Origin of the sequence: Asticcacaulis excentricus CB 48, from assembly GCF_000175215.2 — a bacterium.
Lineage (GTDB): Bacteria > Pseudomonadota > Alphaproteobacteria > Caulobacterales > Caulobacteraceae > Asticcacaulis > Asticcacaulis excentricus.
On the sequence record NC_014818.1, the window covers coordinates 46,320 to 69,390 of the forward strand.

General features: G+C 59.6%; 19 protein-coding genes. 8 read left to right on the forward strand and 11 right to left on the reverse strand.

Annotated elements, in window-relative coordinates:
* Window positions 1–3: 3 nt before the first annotated feature.
* Together ASTEX_RS20610 and ASTEX_RS19560 are read left to right on the forward strand one after the other, a co-directional pair.
* Window positions 4–534 carry a TOTE conflict system archaeo-eukaryotic primase domain-containing protein gene (locus tag ASTEX_RS20610; RefSeq protein ID WP_041659717.1) on the forward strand — a complete coding sequence of 177 codons (531 nt, stop codon included), beginning with the start codon at window positions 4–6 and terminating at the stop codon, window positions 532–534.
* Window positions 535–1,326 carry a DEAD/DEAH box helicase gene (locus tag ASTEX_RS19560; protein ID WP_049781774.1) on the forward strand — a complete coding sequence of 264 codons (792 nt, stop codon included), beginning with the start codon at window positions 535–537 and terminating at the stop codon, window positions 1,324–1,326. It abuts the gene before it with no gap.
* 393 nt (window positions 1,327–1,719) lie between these two features.
* On the opposite strand, the gene ASTEX_RS17680 is transcribed toward ASTEX_RS19560, so the two are convergent.
* Window positions 1,720–2,523 (reverse strand): IclR family transcriptional regulator, encoded by an 804-nt coding sequence (locus tag ASTEX_RS17680; RefSeq protein ID WP_245532590.1) that lies wholly within the window; start codon window positions 2,521–2,523, stop codon window positions 1,720–1,722.
* Between the two features lie 324 nt (window positions 2,524–2,847).
* On the opposite strand from ASTEX_RS17680, the gene ASTEX_RS17685 reads away from it, so the two are divergent.
* Both ASTEX_RS17685 and ASTEX_RS17690 read left to right on the forward strand, forming a co-directional pair.
* A complete protein-coding gene (locus tag ASTEX_RS17685) occupies window positions 2,848–3,690 on the forward strand; it encodes a fumarylacetoacetate hydrolase family protein (protein WP_013481004.1) in 843 nt (280 codons plus the stop codon).
* 292 nt (window positions 3,691–3,982) lie between these two features.
* On the forward strand, window positions 3,983–4,816 hold the full coding sequence (locus ASTEX_RS17690; RefSeq protein ID WP_013481005.1) for an alpha/beta fold hydrolase: 834 nt from the start codon (window positions 3,983–3,985) through the stop codon (window positions 4,814–4,816).
* Here ASTEX_RS17690 and ASTEX_RS17695 read toward each other — a convergent pair.
* From ASTEX_RS17695 to ASTEX_RS17715, 5 genes are all read right to left on the reverse strand, one after another.
* A complete protein-coding gene (locus ASTEX_RS17695; RefSeq protein WP_013481006.1) occupies window positions 4,807–5,613 on the reverse strand; it encodes a kinase in 807 nt (268 codons plus the stop codon). The two genes, ASTEX_RS17690 and ASTEX_RS17695, sit on opposite strands and share 10 nt — an antisense overlap.
* Window positions 5,597–6,565, reverse strand: coding sequence for a 2-hydroxyacid dehydrogenase (locus ASTEX_RS17700; RefSeq protein WP_013481007.1), 969 nt, complete (start codon window positions 6,563–6,565; stop codon window positions 5,597–5,599). Before ASTEX_RS17700 ends, ASTEX_RS17695 begins: the two co-directional genes overlap by 17 nt.
* 49 nt (window positions 6,566–6,614) lie before the next feature.
* Complete coding sequence (locus ASTEX_RS17705; protein WP_013481008.1) at window positions 6,615–7,580, reverse strand: zinc-binding alcohol dehydrogenase family protein; 966 nt, start codon at window positions 7,578–7,580, stop codon at window positions 6,615–6,617.
* Window positions 7,581–7,701: 121 nt separating this feature from the next.
* Window positions 7,702–8,568: a LysR family transcriptional regulator gene (locus ASTEX_RS17710; protein ID WP_041659742.1), complete on the reverse strand. Its 867-nt coding sequence runs from the start codon at window positions 8,566–8,568 to the stop codon at window positions 7,702–7,704.
* A gap of 203 nt (window positions 8,569–8,771) precedes the next feature.
* Window positions 8,772–10,460 (reverse strand): methyl-accepting chemotaxis protein, encoded by a 1,689-nt coding sequence (locus ASTEX_RS17715; protein WP_013481010.1) that lies wholly within the window; start codon window positions 10,458–10,460, stop codon window positions 8,772–8,774.
* A 320-nt stretch (window positions 10,461–10,780) separates the two neighbouring features.
* Between ASTEX_RS17715 and ASTEX_RS17720 the strand changes: the two genes are divergently transcribed.
* The 4 genes from ASTEX_RS17720 (at window position 10,781) to ASTEX_RS17735 (ending at window position 16,149) form a co-directional block, all read left to right on the forward strand.
* Window positions 10,781–12,016 carry an AAA family ATPase gene (locus tag ASTEX_RS17720; protein WP_013481011.1) on the forward strand — a complete coding sequence of 412 codons (1,236 nt, stop codon included), beginning with the start codon at window positions 10,781–10,783 and terminating at the stop codon, window positions 12,014–12,016.
* 11 nt (window positions 12,017–12,027) lie between these two features.
* Window positions 12,028–13,110, forward strand: a complete 1,083-nt coding sequence (locus tag ASTEX_RS17725; RefSeq protein WP_013481012.1) for a ParB/RepB/Spo0J family partition protein — start codon at window positions 12,028–12,030, stop codon at window positions 13,108–13,110.
* 224 nt (window positions 13,111–13,334) lie between these two features.
* Window positions 13,335–14,438: a replication initiator protein A gene (locus tag ASTEX_RS17730; protein WP_013481013.1), complete on the forward strand. Its 1,104-nt coding sequence runs from the start codon at window positions 13,335–13,337 to the stop codon at window positions 14,436–14,438.
* A gap of 673 nt (window positions 14,439–15,111) precedes the next feature.
* Complete coding sequence (locus tag ASTEX_RS17735) at window positions 15,112–16,149, forward strand: glycoside hydrolase family 43 protein (RefSeq protein ID WP_013481014.1); 1,038 nt, start codon at window positions 15,112–15,114, stop codon at window positions 16,147–16,149.
* Between the two features lie 467 nt (window positions 16,150–16,616).
* Here the strand turns inward: ASTEX_RS17735 and iolB are convergent, their stop codons facing one another.
* The 5 genes from iolB to ASTEX_RS17760 all read right to left on the reverse strand — a co-directional run bounded on the left by iolB (window position 16,617) and on the right by ASTEX_RS17760 (window position 23,040).
* Window positions 16,617–17,420 carry a 5-deoxy-glucuronate isomerase gene (gene iolB, locus ASTEX_RS17740; RefSeq protein WP_013481015.1) on the reverse strand — a complete coding sequence of 268 codons (804 nt, stop codon included), beginning with the start codon at window positions 17,418–17,420 and terminating at the stop codon, window positions 16,617–16,619.
* Entirely contained in the window at window positions 17,417–18,319 is a 903-nt protein-coding gene (gene iolE / locus ASTEX_RS17745) for a myo-inosose-2 dehydratase (protein ID WP_013481016.1), read from the reverse strand. Before iolE ends, iolB begins: the two co-directional genes overlap by 4 nt.
* Window positions 18,316–20,142 (reverse strand): 3D-(3,5/4)-trihydroxycyclohexane-1,2-dione acylhydrolase (decyclizing), encoded by a 1,827-nt coding sequence (gene iolD, locus ASTEX_RS17750; protein WP_013481017.1) that lies wholly within the window; start codon window positions 20,140–20,142, stop codon window positions 18,316–18,318. Before iolD ends, iolE begins: the two co-directional genes overlap by 4 nt.
* A gap of 14 nt (window positions 20,143–20,156) precedes the next feature.
* Window positions 20,157–22,073: a bifunctional 5-dehydro-2-deoxygluconokinase/5-dehydro-2-deoxyphosphogluconate aldolase gene (locus ASTEX_RS17755; RefSeq protein WP_013481018.1), complete on the reverse strand. Its 1,917-nt coding sequence runs from the start codon at window positions 22,071–22,073 to the stop codon at window positions 20,157–20,159.
* Between the two features lie 88 nt (window positions 22,074–22,161).
* Entirely contained in the window at window positions 22,162–23,040 is an 879-nt protein-coding gene (locus ASTEX_RS17760) for a MurR/RpiR family transcriptional regulator (RefSeq protein ID WP_013481019.1), read from the reverse strand.
* Window positions 23,041–23,071 lie beyond the last annotated feature (31 nt).

A 23,071-nucleotide genomic window follows, 5' to 3' on the forward strand; every position in this document is an offset into this window, starting at 1 on the left:
GCCATGCCGGCCGAGGAACTCGAACAGCGCCTTGCCAGACTTGAGAAGGCATTGACGGAGATTGATACGGCGCGGGCCCGCCTAGTCGAAGAAATTCAAACCCTCCGACTCGGCGCGGTCACGACGGCACATACCCTGCAGGCCCCCGCAGTTACGATGAACTCCAGAACAGCGGACAAACTTGCACTGTTTCGTAGCCTATTTGGTGGCCGGACGGATGTTTACGCTCAACGGTGGGACAATCCCAAAACAGGCAAGTCAGGGTATTCTCCGGCCTGTCAAAATGAATGGGCCAAAGGGATTTGCGACAAACCCCGCATCAAATGCGGGGACTGTCCCAATCAAGCCTTTAAAGCCTTTGACGATGCGGCAGCATTGCGACATCTGACAGGCAAGCCGGCTGGCAAAGCTTCGAAGCGCTTTTGCGCGAAGCCAAGGCCCGATACGTCGTTGGGTTATCCGCGACCGTCGCTCGAAAGGATGGCCACCATCCCATCATTTTCATGCAGTGCGGCCCCGTCCGTCACCGAGTAGATGCAAAGTCGCAGGCGGCTCTGCCGCCCGTTCCGTCACCAAGTCGCCTTCCGTAATACGGCATTTAGGGCCCAACGAACCGCGCCTGAAGAAAAGCTGTCGATCCAGGAGCTCTACAAACAGCTTGCGGCCGACCAGGGACGAAATGATCTCATATTTAATGACATCCTGGAGGCATTAGAGAACGGGCGCAGTCCGGTCGTCATCACGGAACGCAAGGACCATCTGCTTCAGATGGCCGAACGCCTTGGGAAATTCGCCCGCAATGTTATCGTGTTGCACGGCGGCATGGGCATCCGGCAACATCGCGCAATAGCGGCGAAGCTCGCTGAAATAGCACCTTCTGAAGAGCGGGTCATCATGGCAACCGGCCGTTATCTCGGCGAGGGCTTCGACGATCCTCGCCTCGACACGCTTTTCTTAACGATGCCAATTTCGTGGCGCGGAACACTCGCTCAATATGCCGGGCGGCTGCACCGGCTGTACGCCGGGAAGACCAACGTTCGCATCTATGATTATCGAGACCACCACGAGTCTGTGTTGTCGAGAATGGCCCAAAAGCGCGAGTTAGGTTATAAAACCTTGGTTATGAAATTGGAACGACGCTTCTATGATTTTTACGATATTGATACTGAAACAGAGCTGGATCTTGGTCAGCGACCGCTAAGTCGAGCGTGGCGAAACGTTGCAGTTGACCGAGGTAACAGCGACAAGGTGCCCCGATGCTTGGCAGCGCGCCAAGAGCGCCGACCGACAACAAAACGCGCCACGCGAGGGATAAAGTTGTCCTAGTCGAAGACGAAGCGCGCGCCTTTCCCCACGACCAGTTCGCTACAGCGCTCCCTTCGTTTTCCAAAAACCTTCGGTGGCGTCCCTGGGGACGAGCTTCGACGGTCGTCATCCGTGTCCTTTAGGGCCGACAGGTTTTTTGGCGCTTTTTGTGCTAACACATCGGCCTAATAGAATCAGAGGCTTGTGGTTGCCCAATTGGCTGAACTTGCCTTAGGTGGCTGGGGTAAAAGTGGAAGCGAAAACGATTTGACTGGTGGTAAATTATTGATTTAAAACATTTTTTGTCTTTAGGCGCCGGAGCCAGATTTGAACTGACGACCTTCAGGTTATGAGCCTGACAGCCATAAGGTAGGCCAGAGGGTTCGAGCAGCGGTCAACCTATGCGGGAATGCGTTACCCTTTGTAACCTAACTCACGGCTTATCGTCAAGGTGACTTCCTTTACGTAGCCCTTTAGAGTTTCAAGTCTTCCATCGTCCATATACTGGGCGGCGCTGGAGATAGAGACGGCCGCGACAATCTTGCCCGACAGGTCGCGGATGGGCGCGGAGACGCACCGAATGCGATCTTCGTTCTCATCCATATCGAGCGCATACCCACCTTCGCGGTAGGTCTTCATGATGTCGAGCCAGCCTTTGAGGTCGTAGCGATAATTTGGGAATTCGCGCGCCTCACGGTTATAGACCTCGCGCAGCTTGTCCTCATCGGCGTCGAGCAGCAGGGCCTTACCCAAGCCCGTCGGGCGCAGATATTGCCGCTCACCGATCACACAGCGCACCTCGATGCGGCGGGTGCCGGGGATTTTATCGATATAGTGCACCTGATGGCCGTCGAGCACGCCCAGATTGACCGTATCGCCCGTATCGGCCGCCAGCCTCACCAGATGATCGTGCGACACGCGTGTCAGAGTGATCTGCTGCGAGGCCGCATGGCCCAACTCCAGCAACCGCGTGCCCAGCGCGTAGCCTTCGCGCTGCGTAAATGACAAAAAGCCGTAGTCGACCAGAGTCGAGGCCAGACGGTGCACGGTCGATTTGTTGAGCCCCAGAGACCGCGAGATTTTGGGCAGGGTGTTGTCACCCTTGGCCACGCGGCCGAGCACGTCCAGACCGCGCATCAGGGTCAAGGCCCCGGCGATTCCCTTTTCCTTTTCGGCGCCGACCTCGGCCATGTCTTCGACATCGGCCACCAAAGCCATATTTTCCACTGCTTTTACTCGCGCCAACTCAGGCATCTCCGGCCACCGACAAACATCTGTGTAATCTAAAGGGCATTGAGGTTCCTGTGAAGCGTTTTTGAAACAGTAGCTTCACAAAGCGGGACGGAACAGTTTTATACGCGGTGTCGGGTGCCGTCCCTGCGTGGCGCTGGCCAAAACAATCCCTCTTTCACAAACGGCAGAGGCCCCAAAGCGATTTTATATAAGAAAGAGATTCTGCTGGCGAAAGCATTTCGACTCTTTGCCGTCGCGCGCAAACCCGCTATCCCTGACCCATTGCCCCTGAACTTATAAGGAAACCCTATGAAACTGCTGCGTTTTGGTGAGCCCGGTCAGGAAAAGCCCGGCCTGCTTGATGCTGACGGCCGTATCCGCGACCTGTCTGGCGTTGTCGCCGACATCACCGGTGCCACCCTGTCGGATGAGGCGCTGGCCAAACTGAAGGCCATCGACCCCGCCACCTTGCCGCTGGCCCCCGAAGGCGTGCGCTACGGTCCATGCGTGGCCGGCGTAGGTAAGTTCCTGTGCATCGGCCTCAACTATGCCGACCACGCCGCCGAATCGAACCTGCCCATCCCCGAAGAGCCGGTCCTGTTTTCCAAGACAACCTCGTGCATTATCGGCCCGAACGACGAAGTGAAGAAGCCGCGCGGTTCGACCAAGCTCGACTGGGAGGTCGAACTGGGCATCGTGATCGGCAAGACAGCTTCTTACGCGACCGAAGCCGAAGCCGAAGCCTGCATCGCCGGCTATTGCACCATCAATGATGTCTCCGAACGCGCGTTTCAGCTGGAACGCGGCGGCACCTGGGACAAGGGCAAGGGCTGCGACACCTTCGGCCCCATCGGCCCGTGGCTGGTGACCCGCGATGAAGTCGCCGACCCGACAAACCTCAAAATGTGGCTGAGCGTCAACGGCAAGACTTATCAGGACGGTTCGACCGCCACCATGATCTTCAAACCCGCCTTTATCGTCTCCTACGTCTCGCAGTTCATGAGCCTGCATCCGGGCGATGTCATCTCGACCGGCACGCCGCCGGGCGTCGGTCTGGGGCAAAAGCCGCCGGTCTATCTGGAGGTTGGCGATGTGATGGAGCTGGGCATCGAAGGCCTTGGCACCCAAAAGCAGACGGTTATTGCGGCCTGACTCCGAGCCCATATTTAACAAAGAAGCGTCGGTCCATTTTAGCGGATCGGCGCTTTTGTTTTTCGCGTAAAAGTTTATTATGCCGCAGGGTTACCACCCTGCCCCAGCGTTGCGCATTTAACAACGCTCTATTCCAAAAGTTCCGGCTTCTGTAACAACGGTGATCGCGTTATCTCTTCATTCGTCGAATGTAAGCGTCCCGCTCAAAACCGAACTCTCTCAAATTTCAGACCTTTTTTGAAAATGGCCTCTTGCCGTGACCGGCGGAGCCTTACCCGAACGGAGCCACACCATGTCCAATTTCGTCACCGCCGCCGATGGTACCCAGATATTCTTCAAGGATTGGGGCCCCAAGTCCGCCCAGCCCGTCGTCTTCCACCACGGCTGGCCCCTGTCGTCCGACGACTGGGATACGCAGATGCTCTACTTCCTCGCCAAGGGCTACCGCGTGGTGGCCCACGACCGCCGCGGCCACGGTCGCTCCGAGCAGGTCAGCGAAGGCCACAATATCGATACCTATGCCGCTGACGCCCACGCGGTGGCGGAATATCTCGACCTCAAAAACGCTATCCACATAGGTCACTCGACCGGCGGCGGCGAAGTCGCCCGTTATGTGGCGCGCTACGGCGGCAATGGCCGCGTCGCCAAGGCCATTCTGGTCAGCGCCATTACACCCATCATGCTAAAGACCGATACCTTCCCCGGCGGCCTGCCTATCGAGGTCTTTGATGGTCTGCGTGCCCAGACGGCCGCCAGTCGCACGCAGTTTTTCAAAGAACTGCCCATCCCCTTCTATGGCTTTAACCGTGACGGCGTCGCCCCGATTGATGCCGTGATCGACAACTGGTGGCGTCAGGGCATGATGGGCTCGGCCAAGGCCCATTACGAAGGCATCAAGGCCTTTTCGGAAACCGACCTCAGCGAAGACCTGAAAGCGATCGACGTGCCCGTGCTGATCCTGCACGGCGACGATGACCAGATTGTGCCAGTCAAGGCCTCAGCGCTCGAAGCCATCAAACTGGTGAAGAACGGAACGCTGAAAATCTATCCCGGCCTGTCACACGGTATGCTGACCATCAATGCTGATCTGCTCAACGCCGATATGCTGGCCTTTATTCAAAATTGATCGACGCTACGGTCTGAATTGAAGCGAATCGTCAAATTTGCATAACGCGGCATGTCCTCCAGGATATGCTGCGTCAGGCGTTCATAGTGGGCAATAAAGCGCGCCAGCGCCGCCGCTTGCATGAGACCGGAAGTGTCGCGGCTTTCGGCCTGTAATCTCTGGCGAAGGGCATCTTCTTGCTGGGTGCGCCACCCTTGAACCACCTCAAAGCCGGGCGCGGCCAGCAGGATAAGCCGGTCCATCCGCGTAAAGAGGTCGGCATAGGGTCCCGCCAACTGTTGATTCACATAGGCCCGCCAAACCCCATCCGGGTCTTCGTCGCGCTCCAGCGCGTTGACCGGCGTGCGTATGGCGCTTTCGCTTTGAGGCCGCGCCCCGACGCACCAGCCTTCGAACAGGATCAGATCCGGCGCGGTGATACGCGGCCAGTCGTGACGCGGCAGCGGGTGATCCGTCGCCTTGTCAAAACGCGGCAGGGCAACCCCCTCGCCGCCTTTCAGTGCATCGAGCACCGACACCCCCAAACCCACATCGTGCGTGCCGGGCACACCGCGCGTGGCAAACAAGGGATGGGCCGAAACGGGCCGCTTGTCTGGCGGCAAACACAGATCATCCAGCGACAGGACGGCGACGCGCAGCCCTCTTTCGGTAAACGTCTGTCGCACCCCTTCGGCAATGGTTGATTTTCCACAGCCCTGTGCCCCGCACAGGCCGATCAGCCGCGCCCCTTCGTCTCGCCAGCGTGCGATGGCGTCTATCACCAGACGGGCCGCCGGGAGGTCAGGCAATGGGGTCAATCAGTGGCTCCCCGGCAAAGAAGCGATCGAGATTATAGGCGGCGCGCAGGCCCATCTCATCGCGGGTTTCGCGCGTCGCCGAACCCAGATGCGGCAAGAGGACGACATTATCGAGCGGCAGCAGGTCCGGATGCACCTGCGGTTCGCGCTCATAGACATCCAGCCCGGCGGCCCAGATCGTCCCTGCCTTCAGCGCATGGACGAGGTCCGCCTCATTGACGACCGAACCGCGCGCCGTATTGATCAGAATGGCGGTTGACTTCATAAGGCGAAGCAAGCGCGCATCAATCAGATGTCGCGTCGACTCACCACCAGGCGTATGGAGCGATAGCACATCCGCTTCGGCAGCCAGCGCGTCAAACGAATCCACATAACGTGCCTTAAGGCGCGTCTCGATCTCTGGCGCGACGCGGTGGCGACTGTGATAGGCAATCTTCATCCCCAGTGCCGTCTGCGCCTTATAGGCCGTCGCCTGACCAATCCGGCCGAACCCAACAAGACACAGCGTCTTGCCCTTCAAGCCCTGTCCCAGAAACTGCGTCGGCTTCCAGCCGTTCCAGCGCCCGTCACGCAGACCGCGTTCGGCCTCTGAAGCCCGGCGGCTGGTCATCAGCATCAGCAAGAGGGCGATCTCGGCTGTGGCTTCTGTCAGCACATCGGGCGTGTTGGAAACGCGGATTCCCGTCGCTTTCGCCGCTTCAAGGTCGATATGTTCGAATCCTGCCCCAAAATTGGCAATCATCCGCACACGCGTGCCAGGGCGTAACATTTCTTTGGTGAGTATGTCGGTCACCGTCGGGCACAGCGCGTCGTAAGCGTCCATAGCCTCACTCAGTTGCGCCTGCGTCAACGGCACACCCGTCTCATTGACGGTCACCTCATAACGGTCCTTCAGATAGGCGAAGGCCCCTTCGGGCCAGGAACGGGTCAGTAAAATGCGGGGACGGGACATCAGAGCTCCTTGGCGGGAGTCTCAGTTGTCTTCCTCCCCTCTCCTTAAATCAATCGGGAAAACCGCTTAAGACCGTTTTGCCGATGCTGGAACCCGCCTCTATCTGATCGTGCACGCGGATCAGGTTAGCCGCACTGATCGGGCCGGCGTGCTGCGTCATTGTGGTGCGAATCTCACCGCGATCGACCAGGGCCGACACTGCGGCCAGCAGCCGGTGCTGCTCGATCATATCCGGCGTCTGAAAAGTGGATCGCGTGAACATAAATTCCCAGCTTAGCGTCACGCTTTTGCGCTTAAACGGCACGATATCGAAGTGCTCAGGATCGTCGATCAGCACAATATGGCCTTGTGGTTTGATGACCGTCTTGAGGGCCTCATAATGCCGGTCGCTGGCGGTCAGACTGGCGATAAAATCGACCTCCTTGAGTCCTATGCGCCGCAGTTCTTCCGCCAACGGGAGTCTATGGTTTATAACGGCGTTAGCTCCCATGTTTTCAACCCATTGAACCGTTTGCGGGCGCGATCCTGTGGCGATAACGGTCAGATTTGTTAGGCTTCGGGCCAACTGTATCAATATTGACCCCACTCCCCCTGCCCCGCCAACGATCAGCAGGGTTTGCGGTGCCGCCGAAGCGTCACGCGACACCTTCAAACGCTCAAACAAGATCTCCCAGGCGGTGATGGCCGTCAGCGGCAACGCGGCCGCTTCGGCGAATCCCAGAGTCTGCGGTTTCGGGCCGACAAGCCGCTCATCGACGGCGTGAAATTGGGCATTTGTGCCCGGACGGGCGATATCGCCGGCGTAAAAAACGGCATCGCCAGGGCGGAACAGGGTCACCTCTGAGCCCACGGACTCTACGACCCCCGCCGCATCGAATCCCAGCACCCGCGGCCGGTTGTCCGGAGGGGCGGCGAAGCGCCTCAGCTTTGTATCGGCGGGGTTGACCGACACCGCTTCGACCCGAACGATCAGATCGCGCGGCCTGGCAACGGGTTTGGGCAGGTCCGGTTTCACTGTAGCCTATCGCCTTCATCACAGCCTCCTTATCGGCAAAGGGACGATGAACGGCATATAATTCATTCAAATGTTTGCAAAACAGCCAGTTTTGCATAGGCTCCATTCATAATTGAATGCATCAAAGGTGAGAAGGTACGCTCTGCGTGACATAGTCAATTAGAGCGCGCAGACGCGCCATGGGTTTGAGATCGGCATGATACCCCACAAACACCTCGCGACCCGGGGTCTCTTCGCCCAGATCGACCGGAACCAGCCCTAGAGGGCGCGCAATGCGTGTGGGTAGCACCGCCAGACCACGCCCGCCGACGGCGGCCAGGGCTTGAAGGTCGCGGCTGTTGGAGCGAAAAACCGGGCGCGCCAGTGGCAGGAGCCGTTGTAGCCATATGACATCGCTGAGATGGCCAAGGGCTTCGTCCATAAGAATCAATTGATGATTTTCTCCTTCGCCGGCTTCTGGCAACCCATGGCGGTTGAGATAGCTTGCCGAGGCATAAAGACCATAGTCGATGTGCGTCAGCTTGCGCTGCACGGCATTGCACTCGGTAAAGCCGCCGAACCGGAACACCAGATCGGCCTCGCGACGGTCGAGATCAAGGGCGCGCGTGTCCACCACGGCCTCAATCACCACCTGTGGGTGGTCGGCCATGAAGCCTTCAAAAACCGGCATCAGAACATGATTGAAAAACCACTCGGAAGAGGACACGCGGATGATACCCGACAGGGCCTGTTGCGCGCCGCTCAGACGCCGCGACAGGGCCAGCACCTCGTCCTCCATGGCGCGTGCGTGTTCGGCCACCGCCAACCCCAGCCCTGTCGCTACCAGACCGCGCGTTGTGCGCTGAAACAGGCGCTCGCCAAAAGCCGTCTCAGCGGCTTCAAGACGTCGCCCCATAGTCGGCTGACTGAGATCCAGCGTCTTACCCGCCGCTGACAGCGTCCCTTCGCGATGGATGGCCAGCACCAGCCGCAGATCATCCCACGACAGATTGGGGACCTTATCTTGCCGATTTTGAATGGAAAATGACAAAAATAGCCCCCGGCCTGCAAATACGCATGAAGGCTACTCTCCTGGCCAGCAAAAGCAAGTGCCCAAAAATGGAAGAGACGGCGCAGCCTGTGGGGGCCTGCCACGCCGTCTCTTTGCAATCACGCCCTACTCACGCGGCGCAATTGAGCCTGAAGTGGGGGTTACGCTGCCCGCACCGTACTCAGGAACTGATCCATTTCCCGGCGCAGACGCTCAGCCTGTTGTGCCAGTTCTCCCGATGAGGTCAGCACCTGCGCGGCGGCATCACCCGTCTGACCCGAGGCCTGCGCCACGCCGGTGATGTTCAGCGTCACCTCCTGCGTGCCCACACACGCCTGATTGACCGCCTGAATGATTTCCTGCGTAGCCGCGGACTGCTGCTCAACCGCGGCCGAGATCATAGCGTTGGTCGTGTCAATGTTCTGGATGGTCGAGGTGATGGTGCGGAAGGCGGTTGCCGCCTTGGACGTGGCCTCCTGAATCTGTCCGATACGGGCGGAAATATCCGTTGTGGCCTTGGAAGTTTGACCTGCCAGTGCCTTGACCTCTGAGGCGACCACGGCAAACCCTTTACCGGCTTCACCCGCGCGTGCCGATTCGATCGTGGCATTGAGTGCGAGCAGATTGGTTTGTCCGGCCAGGCCCGCGATCAGATCGACAATGCCGTTAATCGAGGCTGCCACTTCGCTCAGCTCGTTAACCACTTCGGCTGCGGAGTCGGCCTGCGCCACTGCCGCCCGTGAGGTCTGGGCCGATGAAGCCACCTGACGGCCGATTTCGCCGACTGATGCGCCCATTTCCTCCGCCGCGGAGGCCACCGAGGTCACATTGGTGCCCGCCTCTTCGGCCGCTGATGAAACAGCCACCGACTGCGCAGCGGTTTCCTGTGCCGTGGCGGTCAGTTGGGCCGCGGAAGCCTGCATTTCGGTGGCCGCCGACGACACCATGGCAACGATCTGACCGACCGAGGCTTCGAAATCGTCGGCCAGTTTCAGCATGGCCCGGCGACGGTCTTCCTCGGCACGGACCTTCAAGGCCTCGGCCTCATTGCGCAGCGTCTCAGCCTCAAACAGGCCCTGACGGAAGATCTCCAGAGTCTGGGCCATGGCGCCGATTTCGTCGCCGCGCGTCTGTCCGTCGATCCTGAGGTCGAGCGCGCCCTTTGAAACCTGCAACATCTGGTCGGTGACCCGGCGCAGCGAACGCACGATGTCACCAAAGGCAATAAATGAGGCCAGGGCCGTAATCAGGACGACCACTGCGATGGAAATGACGAGACCCATTATCGCCTGATTGTGGGTTTTGGCGCTCAGCGCTTCCAGCTCAGCTTCATTAGCCTTTTGCTTAGCGTCGATAGTATTGCGGATGTCGGTCGTCAGCTTGTCCACCGTCCCTGCCTGCTCCGCCAATCCCGCCGCCAGCGCGGTTTGGTCATTATTGAGAGCCATAGGCAGGTAGCGGTTGCGAATATCGTCGGAAATCAGACTAAACTGGCCTTTCAAAGGCTCAAAATCGGCTTTGTATTGAGGTGCCAGCTTGATCAGAGCTTCATATCTCTGATGGAAGCGCTCATCTGCAGTTTTGATCTGGGCCTCATAAATTTCGCAGGCCCTGCTTGGGCAGGTTTGAAACGCCAGACCATTGATAGCTCCCTGTATTGCATAGACGTTCTGGTTCATCCGCGCCCCTGCCAGCAGGGCAGCATCCTGAGAATTGATGTAACCTAGATAAGCCTCTTCAGCCTTTGCCATATTGGCATTTTGCCATAGCGTCATGCCTATGGCAGATAAGCCGAAGGCACCGATAATGGCCAAGATCTTGGTGCCGATCTTGATGTCCGACAGTTTCATACGCCTCTCCTGCACTGGTGACGGCATTCATTGGCCGTCAGGGACACACCTGCTGCGCTTTGGTGTCGGCCAGGGGTTAACAGGGCGGCAACCATACACATATCATTGATATTTGATTTTCAGCGTAAACCCTTGCCGACGGGTTAACGGCTGACGGTTTTTTGAAAAAGTTTAAACTTGTGTTTTCTCGGTAGAATCCCTGTTTATCCACAGCCCGATAGCCGTATTAGGGTTAACAAAATTTTTACCCCTTGGCCTCATTGAAGCTTTACGGGTACATTTCCTAAAATTTTCATTCATCGGTCTTTGGAGGCGTCAAAATGAACGCAAATCATTGGAATAATGAGGGCTTTCATTCTCACCTCGCCGAAGCCGAACGAATCACGCAACTGGCGCAGGCCGGTGAACAGATGGTTGAGCGCTTGCGCCGCACCGCTTTCCTGCCCGGCGCGACCAAGGCGCTGAATGTACGGCTGGGCATTGCCGAAGCGGCTGAATTGCTGGGCTGTTCCACGAACCGCATCCGCATGGCTGAGCAGGATGGCCGCCTCCCCCCGCCGCCCGAAAGCGATACGGGCCGCCGTCTGGGCTATGACATCCCGGCATTGCTCAACATGCGTCAGGTGCTGGGGGCGTCGCCGCGCCGCTCGCCCGAAGACCCGCCGGCCATCATCACGGTCCAAAACTTTAAGGGCGGCGTCGGCAAATCAACGGTCACCACCCACCTCGCCCACTATCTGGCCGTTCAGGGCTATCGGGTACTGGTCGTCGATTGCGACAGTCAGGCGACCACCACCACTTTGTTCGGCTTCAATCCGCACTTTGCGATCCGTCGGGAAGAGACCCTTTATCCCTATCTGTCGATAGAACCGACGGAGGACAGCCTGCATTATGCAGTCAAATCGACCATCTGGCCTAATGTCGATCTGATCCCCTCCAATCTTCAGATGTTCGATGTCGAATATGAGCTGGCGGCGGCCGGTTCGGGCGGCGGCGGCACCCTCGCCTCGCGCTTCCGTAAGCTGAAACAGGGGCTCAATGAGCTGGCGCAGGATTACGATGTCGTGCTGCTCGACCCGCCCCCGGCGCTGGGCACCATTTCGTTGGCTGTGATGCAGGCGGCCAATGCCCTTCTGGTGCCCCTGGCGGCGACCACGCCCGACTTCTGCTCAACGGTACAGTTCCTGTCGATGATGTCGCAGGTAATCACGCAGCTTCAGGAGGCGGGGATTCAGGTCGAGTACGACTTCTGCCGCCTGATCTGCTCCAAATTCAATTCCAACGATCCCAGCCACGCTATGATCCAGCGCATTATGGAGCAATCCTTCGGCCCGGCGCTCTTACCTATCCCCATACTTGAGTCCGCTGAGATCAGCCACGCCGCCCTGCGCATGATGACGGTCTATGAGCTGGAGAAGCCAGTGGGGACACCCAAGACGCACAAACGCTGCCGCAGCAATATCGACGAGGCGATGGGCCAGATAGAAAAACTTATCCGTCTGCGTTGGGGACGGGTGGATAATGAGAAGGGCGCGGCACTGGCCGCGGCCTTGTAGGGGATCACATCATGTCCAAACGACAGTCTGACTACCTCTCCGCCCTGCTCAACGACGCCCTGTCTGAAAGTACGCCCGCACCGGCGGCGCCTGCCCGACCGTCACCAGTCGTGCCGGCGGCCCCCGCACCCGCAAGTGTCCGCTCAGCCACCACCCTGCTGGCCCGGGAGTCCGCTCTGGCGCGTGTGGCCAATGGCGAGGTTAAGCAGGTGACGCAGCTTCTGCTCGACCCGGCTCGCGTGCGCATCTGGTCCGGCAACCCACGCCACCAGGAGTCCCTTACCGAAGCCAATTGCCGCGAGCTGATCGATGCCATTCTGGCAGAGGGTGGGCAAAAGGTCCCTGCCATTGTTCGTCGCGTCGATAATGACCCGGAATGCGATTACGAGGTGATTGCCGGTTCGCGTCGCCACTGGGCCATTTCGTGGCTGCGTGCGAACAACTATCCGGACATGATGTTCCTGGCGCAGGTCTACGCGCTCGACGACGAGTCGGCCTTCCGCATCTCGGATATCGAAAACCGGGCGCGTAAGGATGTCTCTGATTTCGAGCGCGCCCGCACCTATCTGGCGGCACTCGACCAGCACTATGGCGGCAAGCAGGTGCGTATGGCCGAACGTCTGCGTCTGTCAAAGGGCTGGCTGTCGAAAATGCTCAGCGTCGGTGCCCTACCCGACTGGGCTGTCGCGGCCTTTGCCAGCCCGGCCGATATCCAACTTGCCACCTGCTACCCGCTGGCGCAACGCATCCAGTCTCTGGAAGCTGCCAACGACACTGAGCTTTTGCCGCTTATGAAGTACGCCGCCGAAGAACTGGCCAAGTTGCAGGCCAACTTCCGTGACGGCCCCAGCGTTCCCGCCGCCGAGGTGGTGCGTCAGTTGATGACCGTCGATGCGCCCGCAGCTGCCGAAGACCGCAGCCTGCTCACCCTCCCTGCCCCGTCCGGCCGTCCCGCTCTCAGCGTCATGTCCTCCAATCGCAACGGTGTATCACTGCGCCTGCACGCGGGATCTGGCGCTTCGGCGCGAGAACTGACCGAACTGTTTCGTAAGGCCCTTGAGGCTCTGGACAAGCAGGGCAAGGGGCTCAGGTAAAAAGTTTCTTCGAGGAAATTTTTTGGGGTTTTGAGCCTGCGGCCCAAGCCCCTGATCTGAAAGTCTTCAAGTTTGTAGGGCCTGAAGGCCCCACACGCCGAGACTCACCTCCACCTGAGAATCGGGGTATGAAAAAGTTTCCTCAAAGAAACTTTCCGGGTTCCGCAACTTTGTGGAACTTAAGAAGCCCCGAATTCTTATGCGTCTTACGTTAGCACTCAGACATGGCTTACAGCATTATGGCCGAAGACAAGTCCGAACAGATTGATCTCTTCCTGCCGTATCTGGCCGATCTGAGCCTGCGCGATCAACGCGAGATGATGGAGCGGCCTTTTTTCAGTCTGGCCAAATCGAAGCGCCTAAAGCCGATCGACTACACCTCACCCGATGGCAAGGTGTGGGTGCATGTCTCGGCCAATCCTGACTATGGTATGGCGACCATCTGGGACGCCGACATTCTGATCTATTGCGCCAGCGTGCTGAACGACCTCAAACAGCGTCGCGTCAACGACATTCCGCGCACGCTGAAAATCATGCCCTATGACCTCCTGCGCTCCATCGGTCGCCCTATTTCGGGCCGCTCCTATGAGCTTTTGGGGCAAGCCCTGGACCGGCTGCAATCGACAACCGTCAAAACCAATATCCGCTCGGACTTACGCCGTGAGGCCACCTTCTCCTGGCTCGACAACTGGAGCCAGCTGGTCGACGAAAAGACTGATCGCTCGCGCGGGCTGAGTCTCTCGCTCTCAAGTTGGTTCTATGAGGGCGTGCTGATGAATGGGGGCGTCCTGTCGATCGACCGCGCCTATTTCGACATCACGGGCGGGCGCGAGCGCTGGCTGTACAAGGTCGCGCGCAAACACGCCGGCGGGGCAGGTGAGGGCGGTTTCGCCATCGCCCTGCCAACCCTGTTCGAAAAGTCCGGCGCCGAAGGCCAGTACCGCCGCTTCAAGTTCGAAATAGCTGCCATCGTTCGCCGAAACGACCTGCCGGGGTACGATCTCAGCCTGACCGAAGCCGCCACCTCGCGCGAACCACTTCTGCATATGGTCCGCCGCGATGCCAGCCCTGCGCCCGTCGAAGTGATCAAGCCGACGGCTAAACCCAAACCCGTCAGCGCCAATGACGAACCGCGCGGCTATATCACCGAAGACACGCTGGAGCACCTGCGTAAACACTATCGCGGCTGGGACTTCCACGCCCTGCATGCAGACTTCCGCGCCTGGCTGAGCGAAAGTGCTGAACGCGCCCCCGACCGCTACCAGAGTGCCTTTATCGGCTTTGTGAAGCGCTATCACGAAAAGAACCGTCATCAGTTGCGGGCCTAGATTTGATGAAGGGACAACGCACGGATCGCGCTCAAACAGCAAAGCGGTAGCGCAACAAAAAACGCCCATTGCATGCCTATACGCTCAGGCGTCTACGATCTTCCGGCGAACTCGCTTCCCACCAGGTCACCCAATAAAGGATTGTCGTTTACGCGCCCGGTGTGGGTGGCGAGGGCTGCGGCACCGGCGTGTTTCATCTTCATTCTTTTCGATCTTCCTCAAAAGCGTTCCCGAAGTGACGAATCACTCTGCGGCGTCTGGCGACAAACCCTCACAAAAACCGAATCTGTTGACAGGAAGGGAATCGGTTTGAACGAGTTTTGCAAAGGGGGAAGCCAAATTGATTCAAAATCCCCAGCCCTGCACGGGAGTTTCGACACATCGGGAACGGCCTTTGGCACATCAGGAACAATCCCCTGACACTTCGGGAACGCAGTCTTTGATACTTCGGGAACGTAGACCAGACACAACGGGAACACTGTGCAGGCCTAGCCAGATGAATCCATTGCGAATTTAAGGCTTCGGCGGGCGTTTAACTTTGTAACTTAAGACTCTTGAACGTCTCTAACGCTTCCAGATGTTTAGATATGGAAAAGGATCAAAGGAGCGTTTTGACAAGGGCAGGGGAGGGCGATAGGGTAATTGTAAGACATAATTACAATGGGATGCCGAAATGCCAAAACTCACTTCATTATCGCGCCGTCTGTTTATTGGGTCTGCGAGCGCTGCGGGACTAAGCGCGCCATTAATCGCGAAGGCGAAAACCGCACCGATTATCAACCCGATTATCGAGCAGCGCGCCGATCCACAAATCCTGAAGCACAGTGACGGCTATTACTATTTCATGGCGACAGTGCCGGAGTATGATCGTTTGGTCATTCGCCGCGCCAGGACGCTGGGGGGACTGTCCGCAGCGGAGGAGGTCGTGGTTTGGCGTCGCCCAACTGAGGGCAAGATGGGCGGCTACATCTGGGCACCGGAACTGCATCATTTCGATGGTCAGTGGCGGCTCTATTTCGGAGCCGGGGATAAGGGCGAGCCCTTTCGCGTGCGCACCTACGTCATCTCTACGGCTGAATCCAATCCACTGACCGCGAAGTGGAACCCGCCGGTGCAGGTGCAGATGCCCTGGGACACTTTCAATCTCGACGCCAGCCTGTTTAAGCACCGGGGCGTGACCTACATGATATGGGCCCAGAAGGAGCCCGGCATCGACACCAATTCCAACCTCTACCTCGCGCCTTTGGCCACGGCGACGACCTTTGCGCAGGCGCCCGTGCGCCTGACCATTCCCACCTACGACTGGGAGACGGTGAAGTACAAGGTCGCCGAAGGTCCCGCGGTGCTGATACGCAATGGCCGCGTCTTCGTAACCTATTCGGCCTCGGCGACCGATCACAACTATTGTCTGGGTCTTCTCTCGGCCAGGGCTGATGCCGAGTTAATGGACCCGGCCTCGTGGAGCAAGTCGCCGGTACCGGTTTTCGTCAGCTCTGAGAAGAACAATATCTGGGGACCGGGGCACAATGGCTTCACAGTGGACGAGCGCGGCCGCGATGTCATCGTCTATCACGCCCGCGACTATAAGGAGATCAAGGGCAACTCGCTTTTCGACCCCAACCGCCACTCCCGATTGCAATACGTGAAGTGGCGCAAGGATGGCACCCCCGATTTTGGCGAACCGGTGGCCGTGGGACCGCTGAAGCAGTAAATTTCTGATTCAAAATCAGAGTCTTAACGACTTTCGGAGCGTTTATTTTCGCGACCTTATCAACGGCGCGCTCAGAAGGCGCGTGAGTGGCCTTCAAGTTCGTTTTTGATGCAGAGTGCCAAAAGGGAGAAATCCCGCCATACGGGCTTCTAAATGCCCGTTACGTGGATTTGTGATTTTCGGAGCTGGAGAGCTAAAGTCTAAGGGGCCACAGCCCCCTCTATCCCAATAACGAGGGGCGAGAACGTTAGGTCAGGTGCAGAGCTCGATGGGGCAGAGGGCTTCGTCCGAATGCAGGTTCGCACCCGGTTTCGGGGTGCAGGGGGCGTGACCCCTGCATGCTTAATCATGTTCGAAGAAACTCAGTTTTCGAACACGTCCTCCTTGTCATGTTAGAAAAGGCCAATTTTTGTAACATGTGGGGTTGGAGTTTTGGGGAGGACACAGTCTGATCATCCCGACACCCCTCAGCCTTTCAGCATCCACTCGTGTTGCGGGTCATTGCGGAAGATCCAGCGGCGTTCCGGTCCAGCCATGACGTTGAGGTAGTAGAGGCTGTAGCCATGCGGCGCACCGACCGGGTGATAGCCGCGCGGAACCAGTACCACGTCGCCGTCTTCGACCAGCACCGCCTCATCGAGGCTGCGATCATCGGTATAGACGCGCTGAAAGCCGAAGCCCTGCGGCGGGTCGATACGGTGATAGTAGGTTTCTTCGAGCTGCGTCTCCAGCTCAGGCTCGGCGCTGTCGTGCTTGTGCGGCGGATAGCTGGACCAGTGTCCGGCAGGAGTGACCACCTCGACAACCAGCAGGCTATGGGCCGGGCGGTCCTGCGGCAGGATGTTGCGGATATAACGGGTATTAGTGCCCTGACCGCGCACTTCCCTCGACATGTCCGAGGCCGCGATCTGGCGCACCGCATGACCGACCTGACCAGGCGCGGTACAGATGGCCAGTTCGACTGCGTCCATGGAGGTAACGGCATAGGCGGTGGCGGGCGGTACGAAAACGGCCCCGGGTGGCGCATCCTCGAATGCTGAGCGCCGCCCGCCGACGGCGGCGAAGTGATCCGTTCCGGCCGCGATATTGGCGGTCCCGCTGACGATGACGAGGCAGGTTTCGCGCGTCTCTTCGTGCCCGTGATAGGTCTGACCGGCGTCCAGTCGCACCAGGGTGAAACCCACATAGGTCCAGCCTGCCGACTGCGGCGTAATGACGGTGACGCGGCCCTCGGTATCGGGCGGGGCCGGGCGAACGCGCAGATGGCTCATCGGGCGGCCTCTGACAGTCCGGCGGCCAGAGCGGCGGTCCGCAGGGTTTTCAGTCCCATATCAGCGTAGGCGCGTGGATCTGCTTTGGCCGGGTCCTGCTCAGCCTCGATGATAATCCAGCCCGCATAGTCTATGCGTTTCAGGCCCTGCATAATGCGGGTAAAGTCAATCGAGCCGTCGCCCGGAACTGTGAACATACCCGCCAGCACGCCGTTGAGGAAGCTGTCCTCAGCCCCGGCGGTGCGGTCAAACACGGCCTGACGCACATCTTTGCAGTGAACGTGGACGATGCGTTCCGGATGGCTGTCGATCAGGCGATAGGGGTCGATACCGCCCAGAACGGCGTGGCCCGTATCGAGCGTTACCCCGACATTGGGCGTGGTGTGGTCTAGAAATGCCGTCAGGTCCGCTTCGTCCTGCACAACCGTGCCCAGATGGTAGTGGTAGGCGAGCTTGAGGCCATGACTGTTAACATAGTCGGCCACCGCGCTCAGGCGCGCACCAAAGCGGACCCAGCCTTCGGCATCGAGATGCGGGCGGTCCTTCAGCGGGATGTCCTTCTGACCGTGAATGGCATTGCTGGTTTCGGCGATGACGAAGACGCGGCTGCCCATGGCCTTCAAAAGCGCCAGATGTCCTTGCAGGGCCGCGATTTCGGCTTCGGCTTCACGCGTCAGAAGCTCGCAGCTATACCAGCCCCCAACCAGTTCCAGCCCGTAGCCACCAAGCAGGGCCTTCAGAACCACGGGGTCTTTGGGGAATTTTCCGCCCAGCTCCGACCCGGCAAAACCGACCTCGGCAATGTCTTTCAGAACGCTGTCGAGCGGCGTATCGCCGCCGAGTTCGGGCATGTCGTCATTGATCCAGGCAATGGGGCTGACGCCGAAGGTAATGGTCATGAGGGGTCCCTGAGTGCTTTGAGTTTTTGTTCATAGGCGTTGCGTGCGGCGCGGACGGTGGCGGAGTCGGAGACTTCGGGAACGGCCACGTCCCACCATGTTCCGCCTTCGCCCAAGCCTTGCGTGGCCTCGGTTTCTATGAGGATCAGATTGACACCGCCGCGGGTTCTGGCGGCTTCGATGGCACTTTCCAGTGCGTCGATGGAGCCCGCGTGCTGGGCGTGGGCCCCCATGGCGCGAGCGTGGGCCACAAAGTCGATATCGGGCAGGGTTTCGTGGTGACTGTCTTCGAGGCGGTTGTTGAAGGGGGCTCCGCCCGTTGCCTTTTGCAGACGATGGATGCAGCCAAAGCCGCGATTGTCGATCAGGATGACGGTCAGTCGCACACCCATCATGACGGCTGTGGCCAGTTCCGAATTCATCATCAAATAGCTGCCATCGCCGACGAGGACATAGACCTCGCGCTCCGGCTCGGCCATGGCCACACCGAGCCCGCCGGCAATCTCATAGCCCATGCAGGAATAGCCGTATTCCATATGATAGCCGCCGCTCTGACGCGTCCGCCACAGCTTATGCATATCGCCGGGCAGGCCTCCGGCGGCTGCCACGACTACGGCGTTTTCAGGGGCCCGCCGCATGAGTGCGCCCAGCACCTGAGCCTCGGTAGGCGTGCCCTGTGCGGCCATAACCGCGTCAGCGCGTGTCTCCCACACGGTGCGCGCAGCGCTCAGGCGCTCTGCCCAGTTCTGCGGAGCCTGATAGTCGCTCGAGATCTGCGACAGGACGGTCTTTGCGTCGCCGATGACGGGCAGGGCATCGAACTTATGCGCATCGAAGGCAGCCGTATTTATCGATGCGATCCGCGCCTGCCGGAAGAGGGCCGCAGAACCGGTCGTAAAGTCCTGAAGCCGCGTGCCGATGGCAATGATCAGGTCAGCCTCACGCGCCGCCTGATTGGCGACATCCGTGCCGGTGACGCCTATAGCGCCCAGATTGAACGGGTGGTCATAGGGGAGGGCGCCCTTGCCGGCTTGCGTTTCGCAGAGCGGAATTCGGTGTTTCAGGCAGAATGCCGACAGGGCGCTTTCGGCCTGACTATAGCGCACGCCCCCTCCAGCGATAACGAGGGGGCGTTTGGCTTCATTCAGCGCCTGATGCAGGGCGGCCAGGTCCTGGGCATCGGCCGGCGCGCGCCGGCGGGACCACAGGCGTTGCTCAAAGAAACGTTCAGGATAGTCAAAGGCTTCGGCCTGCACATCCTGACAAAGGGCGAGGGTCACTGGGCCGCAGTTGGCAGGATCGGTCAGCACCGCCATGGCGGCGGGGAGAGCCTTCAGTATCTGTTCGGGGCGGGTAATGCGGTCGAAGTAGCGCGAAACGGGCCGGAAACAGTCATTTGCCGAGACGGTGGCGTCACCGAACGCCTCGATCTGTTGCAAGACCGGGTCGGGGCGGCGGCTGGCATAGACGTCGCCGGGCAGGAAAAGGACCGGCAGGCGGTTGACATGGGCCACGGCGGCGGCGGTGACCATATTGGTCGCCCCCGGCCCGATGGAAGTTGTGCAGGCAAAAGCGCGGCCGCGTGCCATCTGCTTGGCATAGGCTATGGCGGCGTGCGCCATGCCCTGTTCATTATGGGCCCGATAGGTCGGCAGGCGATCGTGCACCGCATAGAGGGCTTCGCCCAGACCGGCCACATTTCCATGCCCGAAAATGGCCCAGACGCCGGCAAAGAAGGGCACGGGGCCGTCGTCTGAGTCGATCATCTGCACGGCCATCCAGCGCGTCAGGGCCTGCGCCATGGTCAGTCGGATAAGGGTCATGGCGTCTCTCCCGCTCAGCTTTGCGGCTGACGGATTGTCCGCCACCCGTCCACCAGCCGCGACAGCTTGTCTGCCATGACGACGGTGGCGGCGTCATCATCCAATTCACCACGCAGCCACTGTGCCGCGACATCATGGAAAATGGTGCGCCCGATGGCAAAGCCTTTCACGCGCTCAAAGCGGGCAGCCACCGCGAAGGCCTCCAGAAGCTCGTTTTCGGGGGCTGAGAGGCCCAGAACGACGACGCCGCGGCACAGCGGGTCATTGGCGGCAATGACAGCTTCTATATTCTGCCAGGTATCAGCATCAGCGACGGGTTCCAGCTTCCACCAGTCGGGCTTGATACCGAGGTCGTACAGGCGCTGCATGCCACGTGCGCGGGTCATCGCATCGGTCGCCATACCGGCAGGCAGGATCAGTTCCAGCAGCAGTTCGTGACCTGAGCGGCGGCACGCGTCATAAAGGGTGATAAGCTGACGCTCCTGCTCGCCGCGCAGGTCCTTTTCATCGTCGGGATGATAGAGGACAAGGCATTTGACCACCTGATTGACGGGCCAGGTGTGCAGGTCAAGCCCCACATCTGCCCCTGTTTCAAATTGCAGCGGCCTTGATTTCGGCACCTCCACCGGGCGGCCTATCCAGTAGGTCGTATGTCCGGCCTCGCTGAGGGCTTCGGCGCCATAGCGGCCATCAAGCAGCACGCCGAAATCGGGATTGCCCTGCGCCAGGCGGTCCACGGCCCTGAGCGCCAGCCGTTTGAAGGCCGACACGCGCGTCAGGTCGGCACCGAAATCGCTTGCCATCTCCTCGAACTGAAACCGGTGATCCATGGCCAGGATCATCAGGGCGTCGTAGTCGCGGTGGCGGGTGCGCGCCCAGTGCAGGTGATCCAGCGCGCTTTGGGCTTCGTGCGCCATCGGGTGCTGCGCGGCCATAAAGGCTTGTAACTCATCGAAGGTCGGCATGGCCGGAGCGCAGGAATGGCGGGTGACCACGAGCGCCCCGCAGGCATTGGCCCAACGTCCACAGGTAGCGAGGTCTTCGCCGCCCAGCCAGCCGCGCAGGAAGCCGGCGCTGAAGGCATCTCCGGCCCCCAGCACATTCATCACCTCGATAGGGAAGCCCGGTACGACGAGCCCGTCCGTGATGTGGTCAGGGACCTCACCGGGGAAGATGGCGCAGCCGTCCGGCCCGAGCTTGCACACCAGTATGGCGTTTGTCTGGGCGCGAATGACCTTGAGGGCGGTTATCACATCCTCATGCCCACCGAGAATGCGTACCTCTTCTTCGGTGCCGATAATCAGGTCACACAAGGGTGTGACGGTGGCCAGACGCCGCGTCACCTCCGGATCGGCGACGTAGCGCTGCTCGCCCATGTCTCGCGTCGTCAGGCCCCACAGAACGGGGCGGTAGTCGATGTCAAAGGCGATCTGGCCGCCTGCGGCCTTCACTTGCCGCACGGCCTCCAGACTGGCGGCAAAAACGCCCGGTTGGGAGAGGTGTGTGCCATCAATGACCAGCGCGCGCGCTGAAGTCAGCCAGCGAGTGTCAATATCGGCCATGTCGATGGCCATGTCGGCGCAGTTTTCGCGATAAAAGATGAGCGGGAATGTGTCCTTATCGACAATCCCCAGCAAAACAAGCGCCGTCAGGCGCGCCGGATCGGTTACCACACCGGTCGTATCTACGCTTTCGCGACGCAGCGCCTCAAGGATGAAGCGGCCCATATGATCGGCGCCGACCCGCGTGATCAGCCCGGCCTTCAGCCCCAGCCGCGACGCACCGATGGCCGTATTGGTCGGGCTGCCGCCGACATACTTGGCAAACGAGGCCATGTCTTCGAGACGGCCACCGATCTGTTGCCCGTACAGGTCCACACTGGACCGGCCCAGCGTAATGACATCCAGTCCGCCAAGGGTGTTAGCGCCCATAAAACCTCCCACGAGGCCCTTAAAACGGCCTCTTTTGGAATGTTTATTTCTTTATTTGAAATTTTGCAATTGTCATTTCAAAACGATTTTACCCCTCGGGTGCATTGGCGAAGGCGTAAGCGACGACGAGGGACTGCGCCAGACACAGAGGCGCCGTGAGCGAGCGGAAGGCGCGTACTTCGGACTCTCGTAGCAAAAGGCTTTGGTGCCCCGGCTTGACGAGGGGGGAGACGTTGGAATCTGTGATCGACAGGACCTGCGCGCCGCGTTCCAACGCCAGCGCATGGCAACGCACGGTTTCTTCGGCATAGGGCCGGAAACTGATGGCAATCAGCAGGTCTTCGGCACGGATACCGCGCGCCTGCTGCTCCCAAAGGCCGCCCGCCCCGTCAAGAAACACCACGCGCTTACCGGCCCGCTGAAGGGCGTAGGCGAGGTAGGACGCGACGGGAAAGGCGCGGCGAAAGCCGGCAATATAAACGTTCTCGGCGGCGATAATGGCCTCTACACTGGTACGAATCTGATCGGCTGAAACACTCTGCCGCAAATGATTGAGGGCCAGAATATCGGCCTCGGCAAACTCGTCGAGAATGGTGCTGAGCCCTTCCTCTCCAATGGCCTCAGAGGCCCCAAAGGCGCGGGCCCGCTCCCCATAGGCCAGACTGATGTGGCTGGACAACAACTCATCGCGGATGACCTTCTGCATCTGCGACGCCCCGGCATAGCCCAGCGTCTTGGCAAAGCGTACCAGTGTTGAAGGCTGGACGTCGGCGCGTTCGGCGACCACGGCCAGCGTCTCAAAGGCCACGTCCTCAGGCTTGTCCAGGACGAAGCTGGCCACCTGCTTCATGCGCCGCGAGGCGTCGTCATATTGACGCATAATCGCCGTGCGCAGGGCATCAAGCGTCTGCGGCGCATCGCCGCCGGGCAGGTCATCTTCGGGGATTTCCGTTGGGTGTGGGCTCATCGGTGCGCTCCGCCGCAGAGTAGGGAATCAG

Coding starts and splice junctions, on each gene's coding strand:
- ASTEX_RS20610 (WP_041659717.1), top strand. CDS start 4: ATGCCGGCCGAGGAACTCGAACAGCGCCTTGCCAGACTTGAGAAGGCA.
- ASTEX_RS19560 (WP_049781774.1), top strand. CDS start 535: ATGCAAAGTCGCAGGCGGCTCTGCCGCCCGTTCCGTCACCAAGTCGCC.
- ASTEX_RS17680 (WP_245532590.1), bottom strand. CDS start 2,523: ATGGCTTTGGTGGCCGATGTCGAAGACATGGCCGAGGTCGGCGCCGAA.
- ASTEX_RS17685 (WP_013481004.1), top strand. CDS start 2,848: ATGAAACTGCTGCGTTTTGGTGAGCCCGGTCAGGAAAAGCCCGGCCTG.
- ASTEX_RS17690 (WP_013481005.1), top strand. CDS start 3,983: ATGTCCAATTTCGTCACCGCCGCCGATGGTACCCAGATATTCTTCAAG.
- ASTEX_RS17700 (WP_013481007.1), bottom strand. CDS start 6,565: ATGTCCCGTCCCCGCATTTTACTGACCCGTTCCTGGCCCGAAGGGGCC.
- ASTEX_RS17715 (WP_013481010.1), bottom strand. CDS start 10,460: ATGAAACTGTCGGACATCAAGATCGGCACCAAGATCTTGGCCATTATC.
- ASTEX_RS17720 (WP_013481011.1), top strand. CDS start 10,781: ATGAACGCAAATCATTGGAATAATGAGGGCTTTCATTCTCACCTCGCC.
- ASTEX_RS17725 (WP_013481012.1), top strand. CDS start 12,028: ATGTCCAAACGACAGTCTGACTACCTCTCCGCCCTGCTCAACGACGCC.
- ASTEX_RS17730 (WP_013481013.1), top strand. CDS start 13,335: ATGGCTTACAGCATTATGGCCGAAGACAAGTCCGAACAGATTGATCTC.
- ASTEX_RS17735 (WP_013481014.1), top strand. CDS start 15,112: ATGCCAAAACTCACTTCATTATCGCGCCGTCTGTTTATTGGGTCTGCG.
- iolB (WP_013481015.1), bottom strand. CDS start 17,420: ATGAGCCATCTGCGCGTTCGCCCGGCCCCGCCCGATACCGAGGGCCGC.
- iolE (WP_013481016.1), bottom strand. CDS start 18,319: ATGACCATTACCTTCGGCGTCAGCCCCATTGCCTGGATCAATGACGAC.
- iolD (WP_013481017.1), bottom strand. CDS start 20,142: ATGACCCTTATCCGACTGACCATGGCGCAGGCCCTGACGCGCTGGATG.
- ASTEX_RS17755 (WP_013481018.1), bottom strand. CDS start 22,073: ATGGGCGCTAACACCCTTGGCGGACTGGATGTCATTACGCTGGGCCGG.
- ASTEX_RS17760 (WP_013481019.1), bottom strand. CDS start 23,040: ATGAGCCCACACCCAACGGAAATCCCCGAAGATGACCTGCCCGGCGGC.